Below are 26,959 nucleotides of genomic sequence, written 5' to 3' on the forward strand. Positions count from 1 at the left end.
CATTGTGTCAATGTGCCGCCCGCGAACGTTAACAACTCTTTAACCCGGATCACAAAAGCGCCGTCACTGCGCAGGGGATCAGATGTTATTTCAGCTTAAGCATCTTCCCGAGCAGGATATCCGTGGGTTCGAGTATGTCCGTATCAATCCCTGCCGAGGGGGTGAAGGTCAATTCACCAAAGATGACTTTACCCTTGGCGATATAGAAATCAACGCGGACAAATTCAAAGGGCGCAGATAATTTCCTGGCATACTCAAAGAGCTCATCGTAGCCTTCGGGTTTCACAAAAGCGTCGATCTCTTCCTGGCTGAGCGCCAGGCAATCTTGGCTATAACAAAGAAACTTGAAGTCTTTATCGAAGAAGTAATATTTTGGCATGCCGGTTTCTCTACCGACGCAAAGTAACGTGCAGTAAGGAACACCATGAAAGCAGTATATTTTATAATCATCAGGGCCAGCGCTATTAGATGACTCTATGAATTTCTCACCTATTATTTTTTTATCGATGTTCTTATAATTTAACTCTGCATAGACCTTCCAATAGTCCTCGCGCATCCAGTTTTCAATGGTTTTCGATGTTTGCACCCTATCCAATGAACTTTTATCCTGACAAATCAGGTTGTAACCCGAACCGTGGTTCCCCTTAATCACGAACTTGTCAGGTAAAGACTCCCACGGGATCTCATGAACCGAATCGCAGGCGAAGTAAAGCTCATTGAGAATTTCTTCACATCCCTGCGCTTTCAAATACTCCCTAACGGCGTATTTATCCGCGCATTGCGTGACCAGTGCATTGTTGCTGTAATTGTTAAGCTTAAGATAATTTATCTTCTCGTTCCATGTCGAAGGAGGATTTAAGTTTAACGCTTTCCCGAATGCCTTTTTATATATAAGTTTGGTCTTGAACGTCGGCGCGAATGTAGCCAGTTGATTCATGATGAATTTATTAATGTGTCTTCTCATACAACCTGTCTCATCATTTGATAACAATATTAAAGGGGTGACCAAGAGGCCATCAAGGGGTTTAAAGCGACGGGTTGTTCTTGCTCACTGCGCCATTGAATCATCGTCGGAGTGGTGCTCAAATCAAATTGGTTATGGCCTAAAGCTCGATTGAGAATACGTGCCGATCGCCAGGCCACCAGGCTAAGCTGCGGATCGGCAATGCCGTGGTGATGCATACTGGCGTTAACGGCAAACAAGCAATTGTCATGTGCCCCTTCCCGCTCAAGGGTAAAATCAGAAGCAATACGGTATTGCCCATCGGGGGTGGTTAACAAACGGTCAGCCAGGGAATCAAGAAATGCCGGGCGGGCTTGTTCATAGCCAGTCGCAAAAATGACCACGTCTGCATCAAAGCTTTCTCGCCCTTGGTCAAGGTGATGCAGCGTCTCTAGCCGATAAACATTATCTTTGGCATTAAGGGCCGTCACTGAACGGCTGGGCAGCAGGTGCACCCATCGTTTCTCACGGAGTACGTCGAAGTGGTGATACATGGCACGATAAATTGCCAACAGAGACTCGCTGGTGATCCCATCGGAAGTCATCTTTTGTTCTTGCAGCATGTGTTCTTTGGCCGCGTGGCCGAGCGTGTAGAAGTTGTCGACATAATCTGGCGTAAAATACTCGTTGGCAAAGGCGGCTTCATCAAGTGCGTTGTAGTTGTTGCGCCGAGATATCCAGCCAAGTTGTTCTGGCCGGCCCCATTCTCCCTGGAAAATATTCAAGAACAGGTCAGCACCGCTTTGACCGCCGCCCACAATGACCACGCGTTTTCCGGCAAGGTTTGGCTGGCGCAACATCATTTCGCTGGCGTGAAAGCATTGATCATTTTGCTCGGTCACACAGTCCGGCAGTTTGATTTGCTTGCCTATGCCCACACACAGATGTTTAGCGTAAAGCACGTCATTCTGGGTGGAGACGACAAACTGCCGCTGTTCGTCATCAAAGTCCACATGGCGAACCTCTTGGTTGAACATCAGCGAATCCAAACCCGTTGCCGCCCAGTTGAGATAATCGGCAAACTCTTCGCGCGACGCTGTACGCTGTTCAGTCGTCAGGAAGCGGTAGAACTTTTTACTCTTCACCAGATAGTTGAGAAAACTATAAGGGTTGGTTGGCGAGACGGCAGTGACCAGATCCTTCAAAAAATGGGTCTGCATATTGCTATCTGCCAGGATCATGCCCGGGTGCCAGGAAAAGTGCGGTTTACGTTCGAGGAATCTGCAATTGAAACCCTCGATTTCGCTTCCAAGCGCAGCAAGACTGAGGTTGGACGGGCCAATACCTATGCCGATAAAGTCCAAACGCTGGTTCATTGTGTGTGCTCCTGAGTGAATAAATCTATTTCCAAAAAAATACATCATGTGGCTGGATAAAATAACGCAACGAAAATTCATAGTGACATTGGGATTATTGACACTATCGGAATCACGCCCTGCATTATTGTTACCAAACCCGAACGCCTGCCATTGACGACCACAAGATCAAAATAACGACCCATTCCGTTTTTTATTTCAATTGAAATTATCACTCACCGTTATTTGATAAATGAATCTCAAATGAAATAAAAAAACTTCAGCGCTATGAGAAGAGAATGCTTTAGGAGACACTGTCGAGTTGATGGAATTCGACGGATTGACCGAGGAATTCATAACATGTCCCTATGTTAATTTGCATATTCCGCATCGCATCATCCTTAATGAGACATTGCCGAATCAGAGTATCGCTAAAGCTGAAGTCTGGCATGTGAAAAAGCATAAAATTAAAGTCTACACACAGGTTATCAATGTGAAATTAAAAGTGAAATCGTCAATATTCATGAAATTTCACTTTGGTTTAGCCTCTTTCGCACCTAAAACCTGGGTTGTCGTGCAGTTAAAAAACAAATAAAAACATACAAATTCAACAAATTACAAATAAATGACCATAAATCAACCGTCACACCTGACCTTGCGCAATGCCTGTGTGATTTCTATCCATTTACATCGTCGCATACGATATTGTGAGCAATTTTAAATCCAAAGTCGGATTTTTTATCCTGAATTCGTATTTTTTACCGGAGGAAAGGCATAATCAGAGACGTTGAAAATTTGGAAAAAAATACTTTCCTGTACGAAACGCATTCAGCTTGTGTGCAATATTTTAGATCCAGCTTAAGGTTTCCATATCAAACCTGGCCCCAGTTCAGATTGATATATTCTCTGCTATGTGGTTATAAACAAGAAAGTAGTCTCCTATTACTATTATGCCATTTTCTATACAGCTTCTTTCTCCACACAGCCTATTCCACTCGTTTCATTAACACATATTGGGCGATGTCGCTCAACATCCCGACGCCCCGCCATCCCTATTTGAGCAACATGATGGCGCTCACAAAAGCGCTGACGTGGCAGATTGTATTACCGGGTTACCCCGGTTACTCTTAACCGGTGTCCCCAAAACGATAAGTGACTGATGTGTTGAACAATGATGAGATCCCCACGACCAAACGCAAAAATGACCCTGTTGGTCTGAAGCAGCGAATTTTCGCCGGAGCGCTGTGTGAGTTTGCCGAGGCGGGCCTGAAAGGGGCTCGCATGGAGAACATTGCCGAGCACGCATCCACCACCAAACGCATGGTGGTTTATCATTTCAAGAACAAGGAGTCGCTCTATCTGGAGGTGCTCGAGCACGTGTATCAGCATATCCGCGCGCACGAATCCGCGTTGGATCTGCAAGCGTTGCCGCCGGTAGAAGCGATGACCCGGCTGGTTGAGGAAAGCTTCAATTACCATGCGGAACACCCTGACTTTATCCGTGTGATTTGCATGGAAAACATGCTGCGTGGTCAGTACATCCGCCAGTCACCGCGTATCAAGGCACTGAATCAGAGCGCCTTGACCCTGCTGGAAGATATTTTGCAGCGCGGCAAGCAAAGCCGGGAGTTTACTGCAGATGCCAGCGCCGCCGACGTGCACCGCTTGATCAGCAGCCTGTGTTTCCACTATGTTGCCAATCAGTACACCTTTAATACGCTATTCGAAAGTCATGAACCGCCGGAGGATCAGGTTATCCATAACCGCCGGCTGGCCGTCGTGGCGACCCTGCGCTATCTGGCGCTGTAAGCATTTAAACCGGGAGCCTGAATGGCCAAGACCTCTGCCAGCGAAAACATCGCCACCCATGACATTTTGCTGTCCGCCGCCAGCGGCGATCCCTTCAAGGGCGATCCCAACTTTATGGCCTCGCTGGCGCGGGGGCTGGAGGTGATCCAGGCCTTTACCCCGCAACGCCGCCTGATGTCGATTTCGCAAATCAGCCAGAAAACCGGCATTCCGCGCGCTGCGGTGCGCCGTTGCCTGTATACCCTGAACAAGCTGGGATTTGTCTACGCGCAGGACGGCAAAAACTTCGAGCTGCGCCCGCGTATTCTGACGCTGGCCCACGCCTATCTCGGCTCGACGCCGTTGGCCAAGGCTACCCAGCCGGTGCTGAAACACATCAGCCAATTGCTGAATGAATCCTGCTCCATCGCCACGCTGGACGGCGACAACATTTTGTATATCGCCCGCGCCTCCGCCGAGCGCATCATGACTATCGATCTGAACATAGGCAGCCGGCTGCCTGCATTCGCCACCTCGATGGGGCGCGTGCTGCTGAGCCATCTGCCGGCGGATAAACGGGATGATTACCTGCAACGCATCACCCTGATGCGCTATACGCAATACACCATCGGCTCCATCGACAAATTGCGCGAGGAGCTGGATAAAGTCCGCGCGCAGGGGTATGCGATTAACGATCAGGAGCTGGAGATTGGGCTGCGTTCCATCGCCGTGCCGATCATGTCGGCCAACGGCAGCGTCACCGCCGCGTTAAACGTCGGCGTACAAGCCGGCCACGTTCCGGTAAGTGAATTGACCGAGCGCATCCTGCCGATCCTGCTGGAAGGCGCGCAAGAGCTTTCGCTGCTGACGCACTAACCGGCCTCGTGCGCGTTGGCCAGGTATTTCGCCATTTCCGCCTCTGGCACCATGCCGCCGCCGGTAGCCCATACCAGGTGAGTGGCTTGGTTCATCTGCGGTTCATCCAGCCCGCGCTCGGCCAGCCATTCAGGGCTAGCCGCCACCCGCCACGGCCCTGCCATGCCTGCCAGCGCCGAAGGTTCCAGCTGAATGTGCTCCTGACTGTCCAACAGTCCCAGCAACGCGAACATCTCGCGATCGCTTAACGTGTAAAAACCGCTGAGCAGGCGCTCCATGGCGCGGCCGACAAAACCGGAGGCACGCCCAACCGCCAGCCCGTCCGCAGCGGTTTGGTTATCGATGCCCAGATCCTGCACGGCGATCCGGTCATGCAGCCCGGTATAGACCCCAAGCAGCATGCACGGCGAGTGCGTCGGCTCGGCAAAGATGCAGTGAACGTGATCGCCAAAGGCCAGTTTCAGCCCAAAGGCCACCCCGCCCGGCCCGCCGCCGACACCGCAGGGCAGATAGACAAACAGCGGATGCTGCGCGTCAACCTCAATGCCACGTTCGGCGAACTGCCGCTTCAGGCGCCCACCGGCTACCGCATAGCCCAAAAACAGCGTTTGCGAGTTTTCGTCATCGATAAAAAAGCAGCTCGGATCGTTCGCCGCTTGCAGCCGGCCCTGCTCGACGGCAACGCCATAATCTTGCTCGTACTCAACCACGTTGACGCCATTGTCGCGCAGCTTCTGCTTTTTCCATTCGCGCGCGTCCGCCGACATGTGCACGCTAACGCTGAAACCCAGCCTGGCACTGATGATGCCGATCGACATCCCCAGATTGCCGGTTGAGCCCACGGCAATGCGGTAACGGCTGAAAAACTGGCGGAACTCTTCCGAGAACAGCTTGCTGTAGTCGTCCGTAAGCTGCAACAACCCCGCCTCCAGCGCCAGCTTTTCCGCATGTGCCAGCACCTCATAGATGCCCCCGCGCGCCTTGATTGAACCGGAAATCGGCAGGTGGCTGTCTTTTTTCAGCAGCAGATGGCCGCCGAGCGTCACGCCGTAGCGCTGGTCGAGCGCAGTTTGCATCGCCGGAATGGCCACAACCTCAGATTCGATCACCCCTTTGGCAGCGCGGGTTTCCGGAAAAGCGGCGCTCAGATAAGGGGCGAAGCGCGCCAGCCGCTGCTCCGCATCGGCGACGTCGTCTGCGCCCAATCCTACATAGGGCAATCCGGCCTGCAAGCTGGTTGCTCGCGGGTTGAACCAGGTTATCGGTTTGAGGTCGATCAGGTCCTGCACCAAAGGGAATTGCGTAACCCACTGCTGAATCTGTGATTTATCCATTATTATTCTCTACACTACGTAACGATTCCCTCTAGGGTGCAGCGATTCACCGGCGCTGACAAATGATAAAAACTCAGCCTTGCGTGAGCGGCATTAATGCAAAAGCTGATTTTTTGTTGTGGGGTGAGCCTGACGATTACCCCAGCGCGGATCCAAACAACAGGCCGACGCCAGAAGAGACCGCCATCGCCAGCGCGCTCCAGAACAGGATCCGCACTATTCCCGGGCGGATCGGTGCGCCGCCAGCCTTGGCGGCAACACCCCCGAGAATGCCCAAAGATACCAGAGCAGAGACCACGATGGCCGGAATGGTCCATGTGACCGGCGCCAGCACCGCAACCAGTAACGGCAACAGCGCCCCGACGGAAAAACTCAACGCCGAGGCCAGCGCCGCCTGCAATGGCCGCGCCGTGGTGATGGCCGAAATCCCCAATTCATCGCGGGCATGGGCTCCCAGCGCATCATGCGTCATCAGTTTTTCAGCCACCTGTTTGGCCAGCGCCAAATCCAACCCGCGATGCACATAGATCGAGGTCAGCTCACGGTGCTCGCCCGGATAATCGCTGAGCAACTCCGACTGCTCCTCCGCCAGCGCGGCCTTTTCCGTATCGGCCTGCGATGACACCGAGACGTATTCGCCGGTAGCCATCGACATCGCGCCGGCAACCAACCCGGCAATGCCTGCGAGCAAGATACCGCCGTGCGCCGCATTGGCCGCCGCCACGCCGAGCAACAGGCTGGCCGTCGAGACAATCCCGTCGTTTGCGCCCAGCACCGCCGCCCGGAGCCAACCTATATTCTCAATGCTGTGCCGCTCTTTGTGCATCAGGTCCGTCCTTGTTGTAGGGGATAAAGTTAACCGCGAGCCGCCGCTTCCAGCCCGGCGATATCCAGTTTGACCATCTGCAGCATAGCTTCAGTCACCCGTTTCACCTTCGCGCTGTCGGGATCGCTCATCAACTCACCCAGCCGCTGAGGGACAATTTGCCAGCTCAGCCCCCAGCGATCGCGCAACCAGCCGCACTGCTCTGTGGTTCCGCCTTCGCTCAACGCCTCCCACAACCGATCCACTTCCGCCTGATCCGCGCATTCGACCATAATCGAAAAACTGTGATTGAAAGCATCGAGCGGGCCGGCTTCAATCGCCGCATAGCGCTGATCGCCGAGGGTAAAGGCCGCCAGTTTTACGCTGCCTGCGGGGCCGCTTGGGGTATCGGCGGGCAAGGTGGAGTTCCAGGTCAGGGAAGAACCGGGGATCAGCGCTATGTAACAACGCAGCGCCGCTTCCATGTCTTTTTCAAACCACAGGTGTTGTGTGATCTTCATCGCACCCTCCCCGCTACTCGTCAAGGATCGGTTCGAAACCGCCGAAAATCATGCGTTTGCCGTCAAACGGCATCTGCTCGCCCAGCGCCTTCATGCGCGGGTCGTTCATCATTTTCTCGTTGGCGGCGTCGCGCACCGCTTTTGAGGGATATTCGATCCAGCTGAAAACCACCACTTCATCGGCCCCGGCTTTCACCGCACCGCGAAAATCGGTGAGTTTACCTTCGGGCACGTCGTTGCCCCAACATTCGACAATCCGCGTCGCGCCGAACTCTTTAAATAAGGGTGCGGCCGTGGCGGCCAGCTTAAGGTACGCCTCCTTATTGGCGGCAGGCACCGCCACAACAAAGCCATCAACATAGTTCATGAGATGATTCCTCTTGTCCGTTCGGACATCAGGTAGGGCGCAGGCGATATTGCCCACGCTCCCTTCCATTTTAGACCCGCTGGACGGGGTCAACCATGAACGACAAGTGGCGGGTTTCAGCGGTCGCTGTAAATCAGTGGGGATATTTCTGGCGTGGCGACGCGATTGCGGCCGCTGTTTTTGGCTTTGTAGACTGCCATGTCGGCGATTTTCAACAGATTATCGAGATTTTGCTCTGTACCGCCGATGCAGGTCACCATACCGATGCTGACGGTGATTTGCAGATGATTGCCGGCGGGCATGGCGATCGATTCGATTTCCACCCGCCGACGCAGGCGTTCGGCCAGATACATCGCATCTTGCTGACGTTCGATAAGCGCAACGATCGCGAACTCCTCCCCACCCATGCGACCAAACAGATCGGAATCGCGCAGGTCGCCGGTGATGGCGCGGGTAAAGGACATCAGCGCGGCGTCACCGCCTGCGTGCCCAAAGCGATCGTTGATGGATTTGAAGTAGTCGATGTCCAGCATCATGATGCAGACCTGCTCGCCTTTTTGATTGAGCAGCCGCGTGCCGCGCTGCATAAAGGCATTACGCGTCAGCACATGGGTCAGCGCGTCATGGTTCGCCACGTGTTCCAGTTGCCGCAGCAGTGCATTGCGGGCGAAATTCATGCTGGCGATCGCAATCGGCCCCAGCGCCAGCAGCGCCACCCCCAGCCGCATCGACACGGTGTTCTGCAACGCCTTCATATCGACGTTAATGGCGATCAGACCCAAATCAATGGCCAGATGGCACCATAAAACGTAGATCAGTACCACCACCAGGGTGGTGAAGAGTGAAAACGACATCGCCAGCCACAGCAGGATTGGCATCGGGAAAATCACCGCGCCGGGGCCACCAATCAGGATACTGCCGACGCAGGCCAGCAATAACAGCACCAGAACCGCCAGTTTTCTGCCGGTGTTATACCACTCACGCCGTTGCGTCATACCCTGAACGATACCGCGCAGATAGCCCCGCCAATCGGCAGGAAAGGCCAGGATAAACGGCATCAGGGTAATGTAATTGGTAAACTCCGAAGACATCCACAGCGCCAGCGCGGGGAAATACTCGCGATCAAACAGCAACACCGAGGCCCCGGCTCCGATCACCCCGGTGGTGCCGGCGCTGGCCAGACAAATCGCAAACAGATAAACGCTGGCTGACGTGCGCTCCAGCGTTCTGACCTGCGGCGGCACACGCTTAAACAACTGATACCCCACCACGACACCGGCAATGTTGGCGCCGTTCAGCAACAGGGTTTTGTCGAGCGTGCTGCCGGTGATCAGATCTGCCGTCAAATATCCCAACATCGCCATCACCCAGCCTAAACGGCTGACAAGCCCCGGATAACGAACGAACACCGCCAGCAACACCGCATTGCTCGGCCAAAAGGCCGCCAGAAAGCCAATGGGCCGGCTCTCAATACCAAAGATACAAGCGGCGAACACCAGTATAAAGACGGTGAGCGCTGGCTGTAATGTTGTGGTGTCAGGTGACTGGGTGGTGTGCATCTTGCTTCCAGAGCATTCAAAGAATACGGATAAAATCCTGCCAATATGATGAGGGCGACAATCGATTCATCATACATGAGGGTACGCGTGAAAAATGAGCGGCCAGAGTGGCATTATTGCGACTTTCACAGGTCCGATCACCTGTTAATTGAAGGTTCGCCAATATATTTCAACTGTAGCGCCAAATGGGGCAATACACCCACCTTCCTGCATGCATACCGCAAACCAGGAACAAGGGAGAAAGCGTTGGCATGAATAACGTGCGGGTTACTGAAGGATAGCCACACAGCCTGAGCCTGTGGCCATGATGTTTAGACCTTTGGCGCCGTTATCAACGGCGCCTTGTTGTGGCAGGTTTCCCGTAATTTCAAAGCATTTTTCGGTACATCACAGCGATGGTCAGCGACCTCTAACGCCGATGCGCCAACGAGCGGACCAGACGATCGCCCAGGGTTTGCACGCCCTGCACCAGGATCACCAAAATAATCACCGTCGCGACCATCACCTGATTGTTGAAACGTTGATAACCATAACGGATCGCCAGATCGCCTAATCCGCCTCCGCCGATCACGCCGGCCATGGAAGAAAAACCAATCAGCATCACCACCGTCAGCGTCAGCCCGGCCAGCAGCGTCGGCAAGGCTTCCGGCAGCAGCACTTTAAAAATGACGTGGCGTGCATTGCCGCCCATCGACAAAATCGCCTCGATCCGCCCTTTTTCCACCTCATCCAATGCAGACTCGACGATGCGCGCAAAGAACGGAAAAGCGCCAATGGTGATCGGCACTACCGCCGCGGAACTGCCTAACGTGGTGCCGATAATCAGCCGGGTTAACGGGATCAAGGCTATCAACAGCACCACAAACGGCAGAGAGCGCCCCAGATTGACGATAGCGCCCAGCGCCCCGTTGATGCGCGGTGCGGGCAAGATGCCCTGTTTGCGGGTGATAAACAGCACCACGCCAAGCGGCAGACCGATCGATAAGGTAAACAGCGATGCCAGCGCCACCATATACAAGGTTTCGCCGGTGGCGTTCAGCACCAGCGCCAGAAGATCTTCCCAGGGCAATAGGTTTCTCATAGTAATTCGGCCCTCACACCCCGTTGATTGAGGAATGCCACCACCTCCGCCAGCGGCAAGCCGCCCTGCGGCGATCGCAAACCCACGCGGAAACGGCCGACGCTCTGGCCGGCAATCAGTTCAACGCCCCCACCCAGCAGCGTAACGTCCACCGCATGGCGCTGCGCCAGTTCGCTGAGCACCGGTGAGGCGCGCACGCTGTCGAAAAATGTCAGCTCCGCCACCTGGGTTTCCGGCGCCACCGGCGTCAGGCAGCCCGGCAACAGCGCCTGCCCCAGCGGCGATGCCGGGTTCGCCAGCAACTCGCCAATCGGCCCCCATTCAACCACCCGACCGGCAGCCAGCAGCGCCGCATGGTCACAAATGGCTTTCACCACGTCCAGTTCGTGAGTGATCAGTACAATGGTTAATCCCAACTGGCGGTTGATGTCTTTCAACAAGGCAAGAATAGAAGCGGTGGTTTCCGGATCCAACGCGCTGGTCGCCTCATCGGAAAGCAAATAGTCCGGCCGGGCAGCCAACGCCCTAGCGATACCGACGCGCTGTTTCTGCCCGCCAGAAAGCTGGGAAGGAAAAGCGCGTGCCTTGTCGTTCAGCCCGACCAGATCGAGCAGTTCACCGGCGCGGCGAATGCGTTCCGCACGCGGTACGCCGGCGATCTCCAGCGGCACGGTGATGTTATCCCGCACGTTGCGGGCATGCAGCAGATTGAACCCCTGAAATATCATACCGATACGTTGGCGCTGGCGCCGCAGTTCCGCTTCGCTCAGTTGGGTCAGATCGCGCCCGTCCATCAAAATGCGGCCCGTGCTGGGCCGCTCCAGTAAATTAAGGCAGCGGATCAGGGTGCTCTTGCCCGCGCCGCTGCGGCCGATAATACCGAACACCGAGCCGTCGTTAATGGTAAGCGACACCTGTTCCAGCGCCGGCGGTTCACCGGCGCCGTAGGTTTTACCGAGCCCTTCTACGACAATCATCAGCCGGCGTCCGCAGGTGCCACGGGGATCACCGAGCCCTGATATTTTTGCTGAATGAATTTGGCCACTTCCGGCGACTGCAAATCTTTGGCCAGCTGTTTGATGCGCGGATCGCTCTCCAGTTGCGGCGTAGTAACCAGAATATTGGCATACGGATTATTTTTCGGGCTTTCCAGCCCCAGCGCGTCCTTGGCTGGCGTAAGCCCCGCCTCCAGCGCATAGTTGCCGTTAATCACCGCCAAATCGACGTCATCCAATGCACGCGGGATCTGCGGCGATTCAATCTCCAGTATCTTGAGGTGTTTGGGGTTACCGGCGATGTCTTTTGGCGTTGCCTGATCCTTGGCCGGATCGTTAAAACCGGCTTTCAGGGTAATCAACTCTTGCGCCTGCAGCAGGTATAGCGCCCGGCTCAGGTTGGTGACGTTATTGGGCACCGCCACCTTGGCGTTGTCCGGCACCTCGCTCAGTTTTTTATACTTGCTCGAATAGATGCCCAACGGTTCGATATGCACCGTCGCCGCCACGGCAAATTTTGTGCCCAGCGCCTGCTCTTGCGAATGCAGATAAGGCAGGTGCTGGAAGTAGTTGGCATCCACGTCGCCGTGCGCCAGCAGCTCATTGGAATTCACGCCGTTACTGATCTCAATCACCTTCAGTTTCAGCTGCGGGTCAATTTTCTGCACGTAGGCCAGGATCTCCGCATGGGGCACCGGATCGGCCGCCACCCGCAGCGGTTCCGCCGCCAACAGAGAGGCCGGTAGCGCGAGCGCCGTCAGCAGAGCCAAACGGGAAATCGTCGTTTTAAACATGGTCACCCCCAAGGAAAGATCAAACCTCTGCGCCGGTTAAGAACCGTACGTTCTTATTTATGGTAATTTGATGCCATAAAGTAATAAAAAACTAGCACCAAGCCTTCGCGCACCACCAATACCATTCCGTTATAAGGTATTAATAATCATAATCTTATTAATGAATTAGCTTTCCCGGAAATGGCATATGGGATCCGTTCCTTCATTGCTACGCTGGCAGCCTCGTTCCCCGCAGGCTGGCGCTCTCATGGATTATTATCTCGGCATCGACATAGGTACTTCGAAGATCAAATCGGTTTTATTCGACGAGCAGTTTAATCAATGCCAGGTTGCCAGCGCCGACAACCTGACCGAAGTGCCGTTCCCCGGTTATGCCGAGCAAGATATGGAACAGCTGTGGCGCAATGTGGTCACGACATTGCGAACGCTGGCCGATTCGCCGTTGTTGCAACAAGGGCGCATCCGCGCCATTGGCCTCTCGGGCCAGGGCGAAGGCGCCTGGCTGGTCGATGCTGCAGGGCGACCGGTTCGCAAGGCCATTTTATGGAGCGATACCCGGAGCGCGCCTTTAGTGGCGCGTCTAAAGCAACAGCCGGAACGGGAAGAAAGGTTGTTTCGGGCGACCGGCACCCGCCTGCTGCCGTGCAACAGTTCGCTGATCCTGAAATGGTTGGCGGAAAATCAGCCCGCCGCGCTAAATAGCACGCGCTATTTCTTCTTCGCCAAAGACTGGATCCGCTATCGTCTGACCGGTGCGGCAAATATTGAGTTGACGGATACCGGCACCTCACTGCTCGATCTTCACAGCGAAACGCTCTCCGACGAGGTCTTGACGGCGCTGGGCCTGCAGGCCCTTCGGCCGCTTTTCCCGCCGCTGTTGCGCCCCGGCCAACGCGCAGGAGAGATTACGGTGCAGGCGGCGGCTGTCACCGGGCTGGCGGCGGGCATTCCGGTATGCGCCGGTGCGCTGGATGTGTCGGCGGCAGCGTTGGGCATTGGCGCCGTGCATCATGACGACGTTTACACCCTTTTGGGCACCACCTGCTGCACCGGCATTGTCTGCAACAGCCTGGCGCAGGTCAGCCCGAAAACGCGCTTTATCGCCCATGCGCAACAAGGACGTTATATCAACCTGTTCGCCATGCAAGCGGGCACGCCGAACCTGGACTGGGCGGTACGTGAGCTGGCCGGCGATGGCGATCTCGAGCGTATTGGCGAGCAGATCGCCACCATTCCCGCCGGCAGCGGCGGCGTGATCTATCAGCCCTATCTGAACGGTGAACGCGCCCCCTTCTACAGCCAGGCGGCCCGCGCAGGTTTTTTCGGCATCGGTCAGCATACCGGCAATCTGCACCTGCTGCGGGCGGTGTTTGAAGGGCTGGCATTTGCCATTAAAGACTCGCTGCACGATTACCCGCCGCAGGGCGATCTTTACCTTGCCGGCGGCGGAGCCGCTTCGGACGTATGGTTGCAGATCATCGCCGACTGCACCGGCCGGCGGGTGATCACCAGCCGGGTGAAAGAGCTGAGTGCCCGAGGCGTGGCTATTTTGGCGGCGCAAAGCATTGGCGTGACGGTGTCACATGAAACGCTTGTTCAAGCCGAAAGCCGCCGGCTATTTATCCCCGATCCGGCCAACCAACAGATCTATCAGGCACTCTATCCACTGTTCCGCCAGTTACGCCATCAGCTTGAACCGCTGTGGCAAAGCCGGGAGCAAATACTCAATGCCCTTAACGCAGGAACCCCCGCACCATGAAAACCCTCTTTACCGCTGAATATGCCGGCTCGCTTGATGATTTCCGCCAATTGGGCGAGTTGGTCATCCGCGGTTGGGCGGCCGGCGAAAGCAAACTGAACGAAGACGCGCTGATTGATCTGGCCCATGACGCCAGCTTTATCATCACCAGCTACGACGATATTACCGCCCGGGTGATCGACGCCTGCCCGCAGTTGCAACTGATTGCCTGTACCCGCGCCAATCCGGTCAATATTGACCTGCAGGCCGCCGCACGGCGCAATATTCCGGTGATCTACACCCCAAGCCGCAATTCGGACGCTGCGGCGGAGCTGACGCTGGCGCTAATGCTGAACCTGGCCCGCCATATTCCCCAGGCCCACGCAGCGCTCAAACGCGGTGAGTTCACCCGCGAGCAGCCGCAAGCGGCGGCGGCCAAAGAGGGTCTGCGCAGCGATGTGGTGTGGGACGTGGATAAATCCAGCCCTTATGAAGTGTTTAAAGGCAGCGAACTGCGCAACAAAACGCTGGGCATCGTCGGTTACGGCAGCATTGGCCAACGCGTCGGCCGTATTGCCCGGGCTTTCGGCATGCGGCTGTTGGTGGCGGACCCTTACGTTTCCGGCGTGGAAATTAACGAGCCGGGCATCGAGAAAACCACGCTGGAACGGCTGTTCAGCGACGCCGATTTTATCAGCCTGCACCTGAAGGCGACGCCGCAAACCGACGGGCTGATTGGCCGCGAATTGTTTAACCGCATGAAACCCCACGCGCTGTTTATCAATACCTCGCGCGCGGCGGTGGTGATTGAAGAAGATCTGATTGCCGCCCTGCGGGCAAAACGGTTGGCCGGCGCGGCGCTGGACGTGTACGCCAGCGAACCTATTGACCGTCGGCATCCGTTTATCACCGAGTTCGACAACGTGGTGATTACGCCGCACATCGCCGGTGCCACGCGGGAGACGCTGGTCAAACATACCGAGATGATCGCCCAGGACATACAACGCTATCTCAAAGGCGAGCCGCTGCTGTACGCCTGGCGCTAAGCGCTGCGCGGCGTTTGCTGCATAAACCGCCGGGTGTGTTCCCAGTCGATCACCCCGGCGTCCGATCCCAACCCGCCTGCAACCAACCCCGCCACCGCCGTCGCCAGCAAGCAGGCTTCCGGCACCGCCAGCCCACGGCTTAGCCCGGCGATAAACCCACCGCAGTAGCTGTCGCCGCAGCCGGTGGTGTCCACGACCTCAACCTGATAGGCCGGAATGCGCACGCAGGCATCGCGGGTGACGATAAAGGATCCCTGCTCACCGGCTTTGAAAATACAGCTCCCCACCCCCTGGTCGAGGAAGAACGCGCCAATCTCCTGCGGCGTTTGCCGACCGGACAGGTAAGCAGCCTCCTCCAGCGACGGCATAAAGTAATCGACGCTGGCCAACAGCGGCAGCAACAACGCCAGGGTATGCGGGCCAGGCGCAATCAGGTCGACACTGGTGGTAACGCCGAGCCGTTTGGCATGGCGCAGCAATTTGGCGCTTTGACCGTCGTCCATCGCCGCCAGCAGCCCGGTGCCGCCATGATGCAAAAAACGGGTATCGCACAGCGCATCAAAATCCGATTCGTCAACGAACAGGAAATCCGAGGCCCCACGGTAATGCAGCGCCGGGCGCTCGCCGTTGGGCCTGATCGGCAAAATGGTGGCGGACGTTTCCGCCAGCGTCGTGCGCTGGATCAGCGAGCAATCGATGCCCAGCCGACGGTAGGCACTGAGGATAAACTCCGCCTTTTCATCCTCACCAAGACAGGCCGAGGTGGCAGTGCATATCCCCAGCTTGGCGGCATTCATCACCGCACCGCTGGCGGTGCCCGCCGGGTTCAGCCGGATCTGCTCAATAAACTGCACGCCGCCGCCTGCCGGGATAGCGCTGACCGGCCGCCCCGCGATATCGAGCAAGGTTAGACCGACAAAGACCGCATCATATTGACTCACCGCCAGCCTCCGCCTGTTGCGTCTGTTTTAACCGGCTCTGGATAAAGGACAGCGCCAGCGCCACCACCAGGATCACGCCGGTCAGCGCATCTTTCACCATAAAATTCAGCCCCATCAGGTTCAGGCCGTTCGCCACCATGCCCAGGAACAGCACGCCAACCAGCGTGCCCAACACGTTGGGGCGCCCCTGCGGATGAAACGCGGTGCCGATAAACACCGCCGCGATGGCGTCCAGTAAATAGGCCTGCCCGGCCAGCGGGGTAAACTGGCGCAGGTTGGCCGAAAGGATCACGCCTCCCAGCGCGCAGGTCATGCCTGAGGCGATCAACAGCCAGCACAGGTAACGACCATTGCGGATCCCCACCGCGCGGGCTGCCTGCGGGTTCAGTCCGATGGCATGAATCCGCTTGCCGAAGATGGTGCGCTCGAAAAACAGAAAATAGCCCAGCAGCAGTACGGCCGCGATAACTATCGGTAACGGCACGCCGCCGAGGTTGCCCACCGCCAGATCGTGATACTGCTGCGCCATGCGGCGGTAGGCGATCGAACCCCCACCGTCGGTATAAATACGTTCGATGCTGCTGCCGATGAAAAAGGTGCCGAGCGTCGCCAAAAAGGGCTTAACCCGGAAGTAAACGATCAGCAACGCATTGAGTGCACCGATCAGTGCGCCGCCGGCCAGCGCGGCGACTATCGCCATTTGCCAACTGAGCTGGTATTGCTTCAGGGCGATCAGCGCAAAAGCCGCGCCAAAATCCAGCGCGACGCCCACCGACAGGTCAACGCCACCGGCGGTCACTACCAGCGTCATGGCCAGCGCGACAATCAACAATATTGCGTTACCCTGTAACAAATTACTGAGATTACCCAGGCTGTAAAACACGCTATTGCCCCAAGAGAAGAACAGGAAAAAGACGATAACAATCAGCATAAAGCCGTAGCGAATCAGCAGTTTGTTCAACGCCGTCATGGGTTTCCCCCCCGGTTTTGCCTTGTAGCGGCGGCCAACACCAGCAGGATCAGCCCGCCTTTGATCGCCCCGACCCAAAAGATGTCTACCCGCAACAGCGCCAGCCCGTTCGACAACGCATTGACCAGCAAGGCCCCCAGCAGCGCCCCCCAGACGGTCACGACTCGCCGGCGCGAGAAGGCCGCGCCGATAAAGGTCGCCAGTACCATTTCCAGCAGCAGCGGTTCTTCACTGCCGGGTGAGCTGCCTGAGCCACGAGCTACCAGGGCAAAGGCCGCCAACCCGGCCGCGGCCGCCGCCAGCAGGTAAGAGCCAATCACCAGCTGTTTGACGCGCAAACCGGAGATCTCCGCCGCTTCGCGATTGCCGCCCGCCGCCTGCAACTGCATGCCCCAACGGGTGTGGTGCAATGCCCAGCCAAACAACGCCAGCGCGGCGAGCATTAACCAAACCATCAGCGGCAACCCCAGCCAGGTGTCGTCACGCAGCGCGACAATGGCCGCGTCACTGACGCTGATGCGCCGCTGTTGGGTGATCAGGTTGGCGATACCCACCACCGCCACCGAACTGGCCAGCGTTGCCAGCAACGGCGGCAACCCGACGGCCACCACCAGCAAAGCGTTGACGCCCCCCGCCAACAGCGCTGCGCCAAACGCCAGCACCGCCAGCCACAGATAACCGTCACCGTCGTGAGTCAGGCCGTTACTGATGATAGCCGCCCCCAACACGGCGATCGCCGGCAGGGAAATATCGATGCCGCCGGAAACCACGTCATCACCGCCGCCGCTGATCACGCAGGTCAGGCCAAAACACAGTATCGCCAGCGGCACGCTTTGTTTGAGGATAGTGCTCAGATTCTGCCAACTGGTGAAGTACGGTGCCTGCAAACAGAAAAACAGCAACAGCGCGGCAAACAACAACAGCGGAATTTTATTGGCGATCTGCTCTCCGGGCGGTAAAAAGCGACGCCGGGAGGAGCGTGCCGCCACATTGCCCTCGGTCAATTGGCTCATAGAACCGGCTCCTGTACTAAAGGGGACGCCGTTGAACCGCCGCTGGTCAACGCCAGTAGCGCGTCCTGCGTCAGCCCGGCGGTACGGACATTCGCGACAATCTCGCCGCGCAACATCACCAGAATGCGATCGCACAGCCCAATCAGTTCGCTGCCGTCGCTGGACGACACCAGCACGCAGCGCCCTTCAACCGCCTGGGCGGCAATCAGTTGGTAAATCTCCGCCTTGGCGCCGATGTCTACGCCCAGGGTAGGTTCGTCGAGGATCAACAGTTGTGGGTTAGTCGCCAGCCAGCGCGCCAGAATCGCCTTTTGCTGATTGCCGCCGCTTAACAAACGCACCGGCAATTGCAGATTACGCGGGCGGATATCCAACTGTTCCGCCAGCGTTTTGGCGTGCAGCCGGGCCTTTTTGCGCAGTTCCCACCCCGCACGCGCCAATGTGCCAAGCGACGCCAGGTTGATGTTGTCCGCCACCGGCATGGGCAACACCAGACCGGTATGCCGCCGATCGCGAGGCACCAGCGCCATCCCTGCGGCAGTGGCTTGTGCCGGGGAAGCGATGCGCACCGGCTTGCCGGCTATGCGCAGTTGCCCCTGCTTCAGCAGGCGCAATCCATACAGAGCGTCGATCAAGGCTTCGCGGCCAGAACCCAGCAACCCGGCGATGCCGACGATCTCCCCCGGCGCCAGTTGCAAGCTGACATCGCGCAGCTGTGCACCGTCCGACAGACTTTCTGCGCTAAGCCAGGGCTCCGCCGCCGCCCGTCGTGCCGGGCGCGGGGCAAACAGGTGGGTGATTTCGCGGCCGACCATCATCGGGATCATGCGTGCAATATCGCCATCGCCCAGTTGTTGCAAGGTGCCCACGTCGCGGCCATTGCGAAACACCGTGACGCGGTCACAAATCTGGGCGATTTCCGCGAGATAATGAGAGACGTAAATAATGGCGATGCCGCGCTGTTTCAACCGGGCAATCGCGTTAAACAACAATTGCGACTCTCTGGCTTCCAGCGGCGCAGTAGGCTCGTCAAACACCACCAGTTGCGCCTGCCCGTCGATTAACGCCCGGGCTATCTGCACCAGCTTGCACTCGGCAATGCTGAGATCGCGGACCAGTCGGTTACCGTCCAGGCGGGTGTCCAGCACCTCTGACAAAAACCGTTCTGCGTCATGACGCATGCCGCGCTTGTCCAATCCCAGCCAACGGTTACGCCGCTCCTGGCCGACATACACGGACTCCGCCACGGTGAAGTGCGGGATCAAATGCAGTTCCTGATGGATAAATCGCACGCCGGCCGCCCGTATCGCCGCCGGGGTGACGGAAGCCAGCCGCCGGCCGCCAATGCGAATCTCCCCGCCGTCTTGCGTATAAACCCCGGCGAGGATCTTGATCAACGTGGATTTACCGGCGCCATTTTCGCCAATCAAGCCGTGGACTTCGCCCGGCAGCACTCGCAGTGAGGCACCGCTGAGCGCCTGGGTACCGGGAAAACGTTTCTCGATGCCAATCATTTCCAGGCCGCCCACGGCGGGAGCGGCCTGCGTTTCCTGCTGGCCCATGGCGTTATTTCAGCTCGCCGTAGCCGAGCTGTTTGTACACCGCTTTTGCCTCTTCCGGCCCTTTCACCGGCAATACCGGCACAAAGGTTTGCGGTTGCAACTTCTCGCCGGCGAAATAACGCGCCACGTTATCCGCTGAAGTGGTGCCGATTAACCGCGGCTGTTGCGCCACGTTGGCAACCAGCGGGCTGCCCTTTTCCGCCATGATTTCCAGGGTTTCCGGCCCGGCGTCGATCGCCGTGACCTTAACGTCGCCGGCGCGGCCGCTCTCTTCCAGCGCCTGCACGATACCGATCGCCGGCTGGTCCCAGCAGGCGACGTGAATTGCGTCCAGCGTGCCTTTCGGATGCTGGCTTAACAGTTCGAGGGTTTTCTTGCGCGCATCTTCCGGCGAATTGGCGTATTGCTCGGCCAGCTCCGGTTGAATGATTTTGATGTCCGGGTAATCTTTCAACACGTACTTCCACAGATCGTAGCGAATGCCGCAGATGCGCAGTGAGTTGGAGAAGGCGTTGAACACCGCCACATTGCCTTTGCCGCCCAGCGCCTCGGCGGTATAGCGGCCAATGGTGCTGCCGATGCTGTAGTTGTCCGAGGTGGTGTTGTTGATGGAATACGGCGATACGTGGTCGACGGTGAATACCGGGATCCCGGCGGCGCGCAACGCTTTGAATTTAGGCTCGACGGCGCTGTCGCCCAAAATGCTGATCACCGCATCCACCTTGCGCGCCAGCAGGATATCGTGATTGTCGGCATGTACCTGGTTATCGCGGCCGCCATCGACCGCCACCACTTTGCCACCCAGATGCTCCACTTCGTCACTGGCGCCTTTGAACGCTTCGCGATCCCAAAAATGCTGCGTGCCGACCACCGCCACGCCAATGGTTTTCCCCTGCAATGAAAGCGCCGCCTGGGCGCCATGAGCAGCGAAAACTGACAGTGCCAGCGCTGTGATTTTAATAAGTTTTTTTGTCATTTCTGTTATTACCCTGTTATTCATCCCCTGATGGAACGAACAAAAGCTAGCAACAGGCTATGGCAAAGCGAAATAACAATACCGGTTATGGTTAGTTAAAAAGCGGGATTGTTCCGTGGGATGAAAATGCGGCCGGTGCGGCTCTCCGTTTACACCCAGGCCCCGGCCGCAAAGCGGGTTGAATAAGCCCCTATGCCTGATAAATCCGCGTCTCATAAGGGCGCAGCCGCTGCGGCTCTCCGTTCTGCGGGTAATTACCCAACCGCAGTTGCCAACTGTCCAGCGCCAGAGATTGGGGATCAACCTGCTGCGGTTCGCCGCTCAGGTTGCACAGCACCAGCAGTTGCCGGTCATCCAGGGTGCGGGTATAGGCGTAAATATGCCGATGTTCGTCCAGCAGCAATCGGTAACGGCCATACAGCAGCGCCGGGGTCTGTTTACGTAACCGGATCAGCGCACGGTAGAAATTCAGCACCGAATCCGGCTCCCCACTCTGGCGCGCCACGTTGATATCGCGGTAGTTGGCGTTAAGCGCAAACCACGGCGTTGCGGCGCTAAAGCCGCCGTTAGGTCCGTCGTTCCACGGCATTGGCGTGCGTGAGTTATCACGCGAACTGCGGCGCAGCGTCGCCAGGATCCGATCCTCATCCATTCCCTGTCGGCGCAGATCGGCGGCGCGATTTTTGGTGGCGACATCGTTAAAGTCATCCAGGCCGGCAAAATGGGTATTGGTCATGCCCAATTCCTGCCCCTGATAAATAAACGGCGTTCCCTGCATCAGAAAATACATCGCGGCAATGGCGGTGGCGCTTTCGCGTTGGTAGCGCCCGTCGTCCCCCCATTTCGACACCACGCGCGGAATATCGTGGTTCTCGACGTACAGCGCGTTCCAGCCCTTGCCCTCCAATAGCGTCTGCCAGCGGGTGAAAATGCTTTTGAGGCCGATCAGATCCAGCCCGGTATCCGGCGCCTGCTGATTGGCGGTTTCCCACAGTTTGACGTGCTCGAACTGGAAAATCATGTTCAAGCGGCCATGCCGCTCTCCCACCCAGTCCTCTCCCTGTTCCGCCGAAGCGCCGTTCATTTCCCCCACCGTCATGATGTCGTAGCGGCTAAACACCTGTTCACACATCTCATCAACGTAATCCAGCAGCCCATCGTAGTTGAGATGCCGTTCGAACGACGGTACGTAACGCACCCCTTGCGGGTTCGGCATGTCGGTCAGCCCCGGCTGTTTTTTCATATGGCAAATGGCGTCGATACGGAAACCATCGATGCCCTTGTCCAGCCACCAACGCATCATGTCATACAGCGCTGCGCGCACCTGCGGGTTCTCCCAGTTCAGATCCGGCTGACGCTCGGAGAACAGATGCAGGAAGTATTGTTCGCTGCCGGGATGGTACTTCCAGGCCGAACCATTGAAAATGCTCTCCCAGTTATTGGGCTCCGCGCCGTTTTTGCCATCGCGCCAGATATACCAGTCGCGCCTGGCGCTGGATTTTGATGAGCAGGATTCAATAAACCACGGATGTTCGTCCGACGTGTGGTTCACCACCAGATCGAGTATCAGCCGCATGCCGCGCGCATGCGCCTCCGCCAGCAGGCGATCAAAGTCCGCCATGGTGCCAAACTCGGTCATGATCGCCTGATAATCGCTGATATCGTAGCCATTGTCGTCGTTCGGCGAACGGTACATCGGGCAGATCCACAGGGCGTCTACGCCCAACCATTGCAAATAGTCCAGCCGCGCGGTAATGCCGTTCAGATCGCCAATGCCGTCACCGTTGGAATCCATAAAGCTGCGCGGGTAGATTTGATAAACCACCGCCTCTTTCCACCACCGCGCCGTTTGCGCACCGCTCATGTCATGCTTCCTTATGTCAATGCGCCTGTTCCGACGCCAAAATGCGAGGGAACGCGCGGCCCTGGCGGTCAAACAGGTAACAACACTCTACCGGCAGGCGCACGCCGACGGTTTCTCCGGCCTGAATGGTCGAGCGTTCGGGATTGCGCAGCACCCAGGGTTCCGCCGCGTTGCCGTTATCCAGATAGAGGTAGGTTTCGTTGCCCATATGCTCGACGAACATCACCTCGCCATGAAACTCGCACTGCGCCTGTTCACCGCCGCGAATATGCTCTGGACGAATGCCGACGTTGACGCTCTGGCCTTCCGCCGCCACCGGTGTGGCGATGGGCAACACCAGCGCTTTGCCGTTGTCCAGTTCCACCACGCTCTGCCGCTCACCGGCACGCCGCAGGATGGCCGGGATCAGGTTCATCTTCGGCGAGCCGATAAACTGGGCGACAAATTCGTTGGCTGGCTGATCGTAAAGCTCCAGCGGCGTTCCCACCTGCTCGACATGCCCTTTGTTGAGCACCACGATGCGGTCGGCCAGCGTCATGGCTTCGACCTGATCGTGAGTCACGTAAATAATGGTCGAACCCAACCGTTTATGCAGTGAGGCCACCTCCATGCGCATTTGTACGCGCAACGATGCATCGAGGTTGGACAAGGGTTCATCGAACAAAAACAGCTTCGGCTCGCGCACGATGGCTCGGCCAATCGCCACCCGCTGGCGTTGCCCGCCGGACAAATCCTTCGGACGCCGCTCCAGCAAGGGTTCAAGCTGCAAAATGCGGGCGCTTTCGCGCACCCGGCGGTCGATCTCCTCCGCCGAATGGCCGGCAAGTTCCAGCGCAAACGCCATGTTCTTGTATACGCTCATGTGCGGATAGAGCGCGTAGGACTGGAACACCATACCGATACCACGCTCGGCCGGCGTATCGTCATTGACATAGTTGCCATCGATATACATGCCGCCGCTGCTGATCTCTTCCAGCCCGGCGATCATGCGCAGCAACGTTGATTTGCCGCAGCCGGAGGGCCCGACGATCACCACGAACTCCCCGCTGTTGATCTGCAGATCCAGCGACTTGATAACCTCTGCGTTAGCGCCATAGCGTTTTTGCAGTTTTTCCAGCGTTAATTGCGCCATATTCCTCCCGAACCCCAGGTAGTTGCATTCAACGGGGCGCAAGCACGCGCCCCGCCATCCGGCTTATTTCAGGTAATCGAGCCACGGCCCCTGGCGTGAGATCATCACGTCCACCAGTTCCGGTATCGCGCGGCATTTATCGTTGACCGAGTCCACCAGCAGCGCCTGGATAACCAGGTCGCGCGAGCCTTCAATCACTGCGTCGGCGGTCAGATCGTGAATCGCAATCTGGTTGCTCAACAGGCCACCGATGCCCGCAGGCATGTCGACCTTGATGCCGTGCACACCCTTGCGGTCGATAATCGCCGGGACTTCGACGGCAATAAACGCCGGCAGTTGCTTGATAAACCCCTGGTTCGGAATGTTGACCGCAGACTCTTCATAACCGGAATCGGTGAGGATCCCTTCCATGATCGGCACCACGCGTTCTTTCAGCTTCAGTTCGATTTTTGGCTGCACATGCCCCAGATAGTTGCGGTAGAAGGTGTAGAAATCGAGGATACCGCGGTGATCGCTGACTTCGCTGGCCCAACGGATGTACTCGCCAAAGTGGCTGTCGCCGGTGATCGGCAAATGGTGAAACTTCTCCAGGATCTCTTTGAACAGCGTGCGGTCCGCCCACGGATAGGCGCTGTCTTTGCCGCCCAGTGCATCGCGTTCGGTGCTGCCTTCTGTCTCCACCAATTTGCCGTGATTGCGGGTGTAAGCCAGAATATCGCTGTAGCCCGGCAGACGGGAGAAATAGTCCGGTGCCTTGGCGCGTACGTCGGCGTAAGCGTCTTTGCCGCTGTCTTTATAGCTGGCCTCCAGCAACACGCTGAAGTGGTTCAGCCCGGCGGCGCGCAGAGTGAGATTGTCGAAGGAGGTGCCGAGCATTTCTGGTAGATAACGCTCAAGTGAGGCGATTTCATGGCACATGCCGACAAAGTTGAGCTGCGGGAAACGGCGATGCACGGTGGTGCAAATGCGGCTCATCGGGTTCGAGTAGTTGAATACCCAGGCGTTCGGGCAAATGTCCGCCACGTCGGCGCAGATGTCGAGGATCGGTGGAATGATGCGCAGCGAGTGGAACAGCCCGCCAGGGCCACCGTTTTCACCATACACCTGCTGAATGCCATACTGTTGCGGGATCTGCCAGTCGAGATCCCACAGGGCAAAGCGGTCGCCCACTTCAATGGAGATAATCACGAACTCCGCTCCGCTCAGCGCGGTTTTGCGATCGGTGGTGGCGCTGACGATAAACGGCAGATCTTCCGCAGCCAGGAAGTCACGGGCGGTTTTCTCGGTCACGGCCAGCGAGGTCGGGTTGATGTCATGCAGCACAATTTCACTGCCGTACAGCGTCTTGCTCTGGAAGATATCGCCCAGGGTGCCGTAGCCGAATTGCGCGCTGCCTGCGCCCACTAAAACGATTTTTGTAGCCATTGCATTTCTCCTGCTTCAGGGTTAATCGAAAATCAGCCTTTTACTGCGCCGTTGGTTAATCCGCTGACGATGCGGCGCTGGAAAATCAGAACCAGCACGATAATCGGCAGTGTGACGATGACCGAGGCCGCCATGATGGTGCCCCAGGGAAGTTCGAACTGAGAGGCGCCCTGCAGCATGCCGATCGCCACCGGCACGGTGCGCTTGCCGCTGGAGATGACAAACGTCAGGGCGAACATGAATTCATTCCAGGCGCCGATAAACGCCAGCAGCCCGGTGGTCACCAACGACGGCCCCATGATGGGCGCGAAGATGCGGGTAATGATGGTCCAGGTGTTGGCGCCGTCGACGATCGCCGCCTCTTCCAGTTCCACCGGGATCGCCTTCATAAAGGTGGTCAGCACCCAGACGGTAAACGGCAGCGAAAAGGTGGTGTAGGACAGCACCAACGCGCCCAGCGAATCGTACAGCCCCATAAAACGCACCAGTTCGAACATACCGGACAGCACCGCCACCTGGGGGAACATCGAGACGCACAAAATGGTGAACAGCAGATATTTGCGCCCGCGAAAGCTGATGCGCGCCAGAGCGAAGGCAGCAGTTATCGACACCAGCAAGCAGATGCCCACCGTCAGCGTTGCCACAACGATCGAGTTCAACAAGCTGCGGGCGATGCCGTTATCCATCAACGCCGTCAGGTAATTGCCCCAGTGCGGCGTACCCGGCAGATAAGCGACCTGGAACAGGCTCCCCCCCGAACGCAGCGAGGTGATCAGCGCGTAGTAAAAGGGAAACAAACAGATGACGCTGGCCAGCGCGGCACCGGCGAAAATCAGTGCCTTATGGCCGTACTTGTGCTGTTGGCGAGTCAGTTTCATGCACGTTTCTCCTTGTCATTCAGGCGGCCCAGCGTGAGGAAGCAGGCGGCGATACCGGCCACCATCATGAACACCAGCACCGAAGCGGCCGAGCCGGAACCCATTTCCTGATAGCTGACCATGCGGTCGCGGGCATAACCGGACACCGAGATGGTGGCTTCACTGTTGGAGGTCAACACATAGATCAGGTCGAATACCCGCAGCGCATCCATCACCCGGAAAATCAGCGCGACGATCATCGCCGGCATGATCAGCGGTAACGTGATGCGCCGGAACCGCTGCCAGGCGTTAGCCCCGTCCACCCGTGCGGCTTCGTACAGATCGCCCGGGATAAGCTGCAACGCGGCCAGCAGCATCAGCGCCATAAACGGCGTGGTTTTCCAGACGTCCGCAATCACCACTGCCCACATCGACAACCCCGGCTCCGCGACCCAGGCCAGCGGCGCGTCGATAATCCCCGACTTGAGCAGCAGATCGTTCACCACGCCGTACTGATCGTGGAACATCCAGCCCCACATCTTGGCGGAGACAATGGTAGGAATCGCCCAGGGCACCAAAATGGCAGTGCGCACCAGGCCCTGTCCGCGAAATTTCTGGTTCATCAGTAGCGCCAGCAACATGCCGAACACCAGTTCCAGCGATACCGACAGCAGGCTGAAACGCAACGTATTGCCCACCGCCTGCCACCACTGCGGATCCGCCAGTACGCCGTACGAGTGGCCGCCCCCGGTCAGATCCAGATAGTTGGCAAAGCCGACAAAGCGGTATTCATCCGGCGCATCCAGCATGGCGTCGGTAAAGCTGTAAAACAGGGTGCGCAGCAGCGGCCAGCCGGCAACCGCAGCCAGCAGCAACATTGCCGGCGCCACCAACAGCCAGGCGATGCGGCTGCGGCGCTGCCGGTGATTAAGCTTGCTGCGTCTGACCGGCTGCACTGCCGCCGAGGCGGGCGTGACCGTCAGGGTTAACCTGTGTGTATCGTGTTTCATGCATCAG

At 57.4% G+C, this 26,959-nt stretch carries 24 protein-coding genes; 4 read left to right on the plus strand and 20 right to left on the minus strand.

The window, feature by feature from the left end; genetic code table 11:
- Positions 1 to 85: 85 nt before the first annotated feature.
- Together JEM67_RS14455 and JEM67_RS14460 are read right to left on the minus strand one after the other, a co-directional pair.
- The gene (locus JEM67_RS14455; RefSeq protein ID WP_199635923.1) at positions 86 to 964 is read right to left on the minus strand and encodes an ATP-grasp fold amidoligase family protein; all 879 of its coding nucleotides are present in this window, start codon (positions 962 to 964) and stop codon (positions 86 to 88) included.
- A 29-nt stretch (positions 965 to 993) separates the two neighbouring features.
- The gene (locus JEM67_RS14460; protein WP_199635924.1) at positions 994 to 2,319 is read right to left on the minus strand and encodes a lysine N(6)-hydroxylase/L-ornithine N(5)-oxygenase family protein; all 1,326 of its coding nucleotides are present in this window, start codon (positions 2,317 to 2,319) and stop codon (positions 994 to 996) included.
- Between the two features lie 1,140 nt (positions 2,320 to 3,459).
- Between JEM67_RS14460 and JEM67_RS14465 the strand changes: the two genes are divergently transcribed.
- Positions 3,460 to 4,107, plus strand: coding sequence for a TetR family transcriptional regulator (locus JEM67_RS14465; RefSeq protein WP_199635925.1), 648 nt, complete (start codon positions 3,460 to 3,462; stop codon positions 4,105 to 4,107).
- A 21-nt stretch (positions 4,108 to 4,128) separates the two neighbouring features.
- Positions 4,129 to 4,962, plus strand: a complete 834-nt coding sequence (locus JEM67_RS14470; protein ID WP_199635926.1) for an IclR family transcriptional regulator domain-containing protein — start codon at positions 4,129 to 4,131, stop codon at positions 4,960 to 4,962.
- On the opposite strand, the gene JEM67_RS14475 is transcribed toward JEM67_RS14470, so the two are convergent.
- The 8 genes from JEM67_RS14475 to JEM67_RS14510 all read right to left on the minus strand — a co-directional run bounded on the left by JEM67_RS14475 (position 4,959) and on the right by JEM67_RS14510 (position 12,418).
- Positions 4,959 to 6,296: a D-serine ammonia-lyase gene (locus tag JEM67_RS14475; protein WP_199635927.1), complete on the minus strand. Its 1,338-nt coding sequence runs from the start codon at positions 6,294 to 6,296 to the stop codon at positions 4,959 to 4,961. The two genes, JEM67_RS14470 and JEM67_RS14475, sit on opposite strands and share 4 nt — an antisense overlap.
- Positions 6,297 to 6,432: 136 nt before the next feature.
- Positions 6,433 to 7,122 (minus strand): VIT1/CCC1 transporter family protein, encoded by a 690-nt coding sequence (locus JEM67_RS14480; protein WP_199635928.1) that lies wholly within the window; start codon positions 7,120 to 7,122, stop codon positions 6,433 to 6,435.
- A 29-nt stretch (positions 7,123 to 7,151) separates the two neighbouring features.
- Positions 7,152 to 7,622 (minus strand): VOC family protein, encoded by a 471-nt coding sequence (locus JEM67_RS14485; RefSeq protein WP_013813008.1) that lies wholly within the window; start codon positions 7,620 to 7,622, stop codon positions 7,152 to 7,154.
- Between the two features lie 13 nt (positions 7,623 to 7,635).
- A complete protein-coding gene (locus JEM67_RS14490; protein WP_013813009.1) occupies positions 7,636 to 7,989 on the minus strand; it encodes a DUF1428 domain-containing protein in 354 nt (117 codons plus the stop codon).
- Between the two features lie 116 nt (positions 7,990 to 8,105).
- On the minus strand, positions 8,106 to 9,548 hold the full coding sequence (locus tag JEM67_RS14495; protein ID WP_199635929.1) for a sensor domain-containing diguanylate cyclase: 1,443 nt from the start codon (positions 9,546 to 9,548) through the stop codon (positions 8,106 to 8,108).
- Positions 9,549 to 9,957: 409 nt separating this feature from the next.
- Positions 9,958 to 10,629, minus strand: a complete 672-nt coding sequence (locus JEM67_RS14500) for a methionine ABC transporter permease (RefSeq protein WP_199635930.1) — start codon at positions 10,627 to 10,629, stop codon at positions 9,958 to 9,960.
- On the minus strand, positions 10,626 to 11,606 hold the full coding sequence (locus JEM67_RS14505) for a methionine ABC transporter ATP-binding protein (protein ID WP_199635931.1): 981 nt from the start codon (positions 11,604 to 11,606) through the stop codon (positions 10,626 to 10,628). Before JEM67_RS14505 ends, JEM67_RS14500 begins: the two co-directional genes overlap by 4 nt.
- A complete protein-coding gene (locus JEM67_RS14510; protein WP_199635932.1) occupies positions 11,606 to 12,418 on the minus strand; it encodes a MetQ/NlpA family ABC transporter substrate-binding protein in 813 nt (270 codons plus the stop codon). Before JEM67_RS14510 ends, JEM67_RS14505 begins: the two co-directional genes overlap by 1 nt.
- Before the next feature lie 247 nt (positions 12,419 to 12,665).
- On the opposite strand from JEM67_RS14510, the gene JEM67_RS14515 reads away from it, so the two are divergent.
- A complete protein-coding gene (locus JEM67_RS14515) occupies positions 12,666 to 14,177 on the plus strand; it encodes an FGGY-family carbohydrate kinase (protein WP_199635933.1) in 1,512 nt (503 codons plus the stop codon).
- Positions 14,174 to 15,202 carry a 2-hydroxyacid dehydrogenase gene (locus JEM67_RS14520; RefSeq protein ID WP_199635934.1) on the plus strand — a complete coding sequence of 343 codons (1,029 nt, stop codon included), beginning with the start codon at positions 14,174 to 14,176 and terminating at the stop codon, positions 15,200 to 15,202. Before JEM67_RS14515 ends, JEM67_RS14520 begins: the two co-directional genes overlap by 4 nt.
- On the opposite strand, the gene JEM67_RS14525 is transcribed toward JEM67_RS14520, so the two are convergent.
- From JEM67_RS14525 to JEM67_RS14570, 10 genes are all read right to left on the minus strand, one after another.
- Positions 15,199 to 16,143 carry a carbohydrate kinase family protein gene (locus JEM67_RS14525; protein WP_199635935.1) on the minus strand — a complete coding sequence of 315 codons (945 nt, stop codon included), beginning with the start codon at positions 16,141 to 16,143 and terminating at the stop codon, positions 15,199 to 15,201. The two genes, JEM67_RS14520 and JEM67_RS14525, sit on opposite strands and share 4 nt — an antisense overlap.
- The gene (locus tag JEM67_RS14530) at positions 16,130 to 17,113 is read right to left on the minus strand and encodes an ABC transporter permease (RefSeq protein WP_199635936.1); all 984 of its coding nucleotides are present in this window, start codon (positions 17,111 to 17,113) and stop codon (positions 16,130 to 16,132) included. The genes JEM67_RS14525 and JEM67_RS14530 overlap by 14 nt, the downstream gene beginning before the upstream one ends.
- A complete protein-coding gene (locus tag JEM67_RS14535; protein ID WP_199635937.1) occupies positions 17,110 to 18,126 on the minus strand; it encodes an ABC transporter permease in 1,017 nt (338 codons plus the stop codon). The genes JEM67_RS14530 and JEM67_RS14535 overlap by 4 nt, the downstream gene beginning before the upstream one ends.
- Positions 18,123 to 19,688 (minus strand): sugar ABC transporter ATP-binding protein, encoded by a 1,566-nt coding sequence (locus JEM67_RS14540; RefSeq protein ID WP_199635938.1) that lies wholly within the window; start codon positions 19,686 to 19,688, stop codon positions 18,123 to 18,125. Before JEM67_RS14540 ends, JEM67_RS14535 begins: the two co-directional genes overlap by 4 nt.
- Before the next feature lie 4 nt (positions 19,689 to 19,692).
- Positions 19,693 to 20,664, minus strand: coding sequence for a sugar ABC transporter substrate-binding protein (locus tag JEM67_RS14545; RefSeq protein ID WP_006325526.1), 972 nt, complete (start codon positions 20,662 to 20,664; stop codon positions 19,693 to 19,695).
- Positions 20,665 to 20,854: 190 nt separating this feature from the next.
- The gene (locus tag JEM67_RS14550) at positions 20,855 to 22,528 is read right to left on the minus strand and encodes a glycoside hydrolase family 13 protein (RefSeq protein ID WP_199635939.1); all 1,674 of its coding nucleotides are present in this window, start codon (positions 22,526 to 22,528) and stop codon (positions 20,855 to 20,857) included.
- Between the two features lie 16 nt (positions 22,529 to 22,544).
- Positions 22,545 to 23,660: an ABC transporter ATP-binding protein gene (locus JEM67_RS14555; protein WP_013813022.1), complete on the minus strand. Its 1,116-nt coding sequence runs from the start codon at positions 23,658 to 23,660 to the stop codon at positions 22,545 to 22,547.
- A 63-nt stretch (positions 23,661 to 23,723) separates the two neighbouring features.
- Positions 23,724 to 25,085 (minus strand): alpha-glucosidase, encoded by a 1,362-nt coding sequence (locus tag JEM67_RS14560; protein ID WP_013813023.1) that lies wholly within the window; start codon positions 25,083 to 25,085, stop codon positions 23,724 to 23,726.
- 32 nt (positions 25,086 to 25,117) lie between these two features.
- The gene (locus JEM67_RS14565) at positions 25,118 to 25,963 is read right to left on the minus strand and encodes a carbohydrate ABC transporter permease (protein WP_199635940.1); all 846 of its coding nucleotides are present in this window, start codon (positions 25,961 to 25,963) and stop codon (positions 25,118 to 25,120) included.
- A complete protein-coding gene (locus tag JEM67_RS14570; RefSeq protein ID WP_199635941.1) occupies positions 25,960 to 26,952 on the minus strand; it encodes a carbohydrate ABC transporter permease in 993 nt (330 codons plus the stop codon). Before JEM67_RS14570 ends, JEM67_RS14565 begins: the two co-directional genes overlap by 4 nt.
- Positions 26,953 to 26,959: the final 7 nt, after the last annotated feature.

Source organism: Serratia sp. PAMC26656 (genome assembly GCF_016469055.2).
Classification (GTDB): domain Bacteria; phylum Pseudomonadota; class Gammaproteobacteria; order Enterobacterales; family Enterobacteriaceae; genus Serratia; species Serratia plymuthica.

Coding starts and splice junctions, on each gene's coding strand:
- JEM67_RS14455 (WP_199635923.1), bottom strand. CDS start 964: ATGAGAAGACACATTAATAAATTCATCATGAATCAACTGGCTACATTC.
- JEM67_RS14460 (WP_199635924.1), bottom strand. CDS start 2,319: ATGAACCAGCGTTTGGACTTTATCGGCATAGGTATTGGCCCGTCCAAC.
- JEM67_RS14470 (WP_199635926.1), top strand. CDS start 4,129: ATGGCCAAGACCTCTGCCAGCGAAAACATCGCCACCCATGACATTTTG.
- JEM67_RS14475 (WP_199635927.1), bottom strand. CDS start 6,296: ATGGATAAATCACAGATTCAGCAGTGGGTTACGCAATTCCCTTTGGTG.
- JEM67_RS14480 (WP_199635928.1), bottom strand. CDS start 7,122: ATGCACAAAGAGCGGCACAGCATTGAGAATATAGGTTGGCTCCGGGCG.
- JEM67_RS14485 (WP_013813008.1), bottom strand. CDS start 7,622: ATGAAGATCACACAACACCTGTGGTTTGAAAAAGACATGGAAGCGGCG.
- JEM67_RS14490 (WP_013813009.1), bottom strand. CDS start 7,989: ATGAACTATGTTGATGGCTTTGTTGTGGCGGTGCCTGCCGCCAATAAG.
- JEM67_RS14495 (WP_199635929.1), bottom strand. CDS start 9,548: ATGCACACCACCCAGTCACCTGACACCACAACATTACAGCCAGCGCTC.
- JEM67_RS14500 (WP_199635930.1), bottom strand. CDS start 10,629: ATGAGAAACCTATTGCCCTGGGAAGATCTTCTGGCGCTGGTGCTGAAC.
- JEM67_RS14505 (WP_199635931.1), bottom strand. CDS start 11,606: ATGATTGTCGTAGAAGGGCTCGGTAAAACCTACGGCGCCGGTGAACCG.
- JEM67_RS14510 (WP_199635932.1), bottom strand. CDS start 12,418: ATGTTTAAAACGACGATTTCCCGTTTGGCTCTGCTGACGGCGCTCGCG.
- JEM67_RS14515 (WP_199635933.1), top strand. CDS start 12,666: ATGGATTATTATCTCGGCATCGACATAGGTACTTCGAAGATCAAATCG.
- JEM67_RS14520 (WP_199635934.1), top strand. CDS start 14,174: ATGAAAACCCTCTTTACCGCTGAATATGCCGGCTCGCTTGATGATTTC.
- JEM67_RS14530 (WP_199635936.1), bottom strand. CDS start 17,113: ATGACGGCGTTGAACAAACTGCTGATTCGCTACGGCTTTATGCTGATT.
- JEM67_RS14535 (WP_199635937.1), bottom strand. CDS start 18,126: ATGAGCCAATTGACCGAGGGCAATGTGGCGGCACGCTCCTCCCGGCGT.
- JEM67_RS14540 (WP_199635938.1), bottom strand. CDS start 19,688: ATGGGCCAGCAGGAAACGCAGGCCGCTCCCGCCGTGGGCGGCCTGGAA.
- JEM67_RS14545 (WP_006325526.1), bottom strand. CDS start 20,664: ATGACAAAAAAACTTATTAAAATCACAGCGCTGGCACTGTCAGTTTTC.
- JEM67_RS14550 (WP_199635939.1), bottom strand. CDS start 22,528: ATGAGCGGTGCGCAAACGGCGCGGTGGTGGAAAGAGGCGGTGGTTTAT.
- JEM67_RS14555 (WP_013813022.1), bottom strand. CDS start 23,660: ATGGCGCAATTAACGCTGGAAAAACTGCAAAAACGCTATGGCGCTAAC.
- JEM67_RS14560 (WP_013813023.1), bottom strand. CDS start 25,085: ATGGCTACAAAAATCGTTTTAGTGGGCGCAGGCAGCGCGCAATTCGGC.
- JEM67_RS14565 (WP_199635940.1), bottom strand. CDS start 25,963: ATGAAACTGACTCGCCAACAGCACAAGTACGGCCATAAGGCACTGATT.
- JEM67_RS14570 (WP_199635941.1), bottom strand. CDS start 26,952: ATGAAACACGATACACACAGGTTAACCCTGACGGTCACGCCCGCCTCG.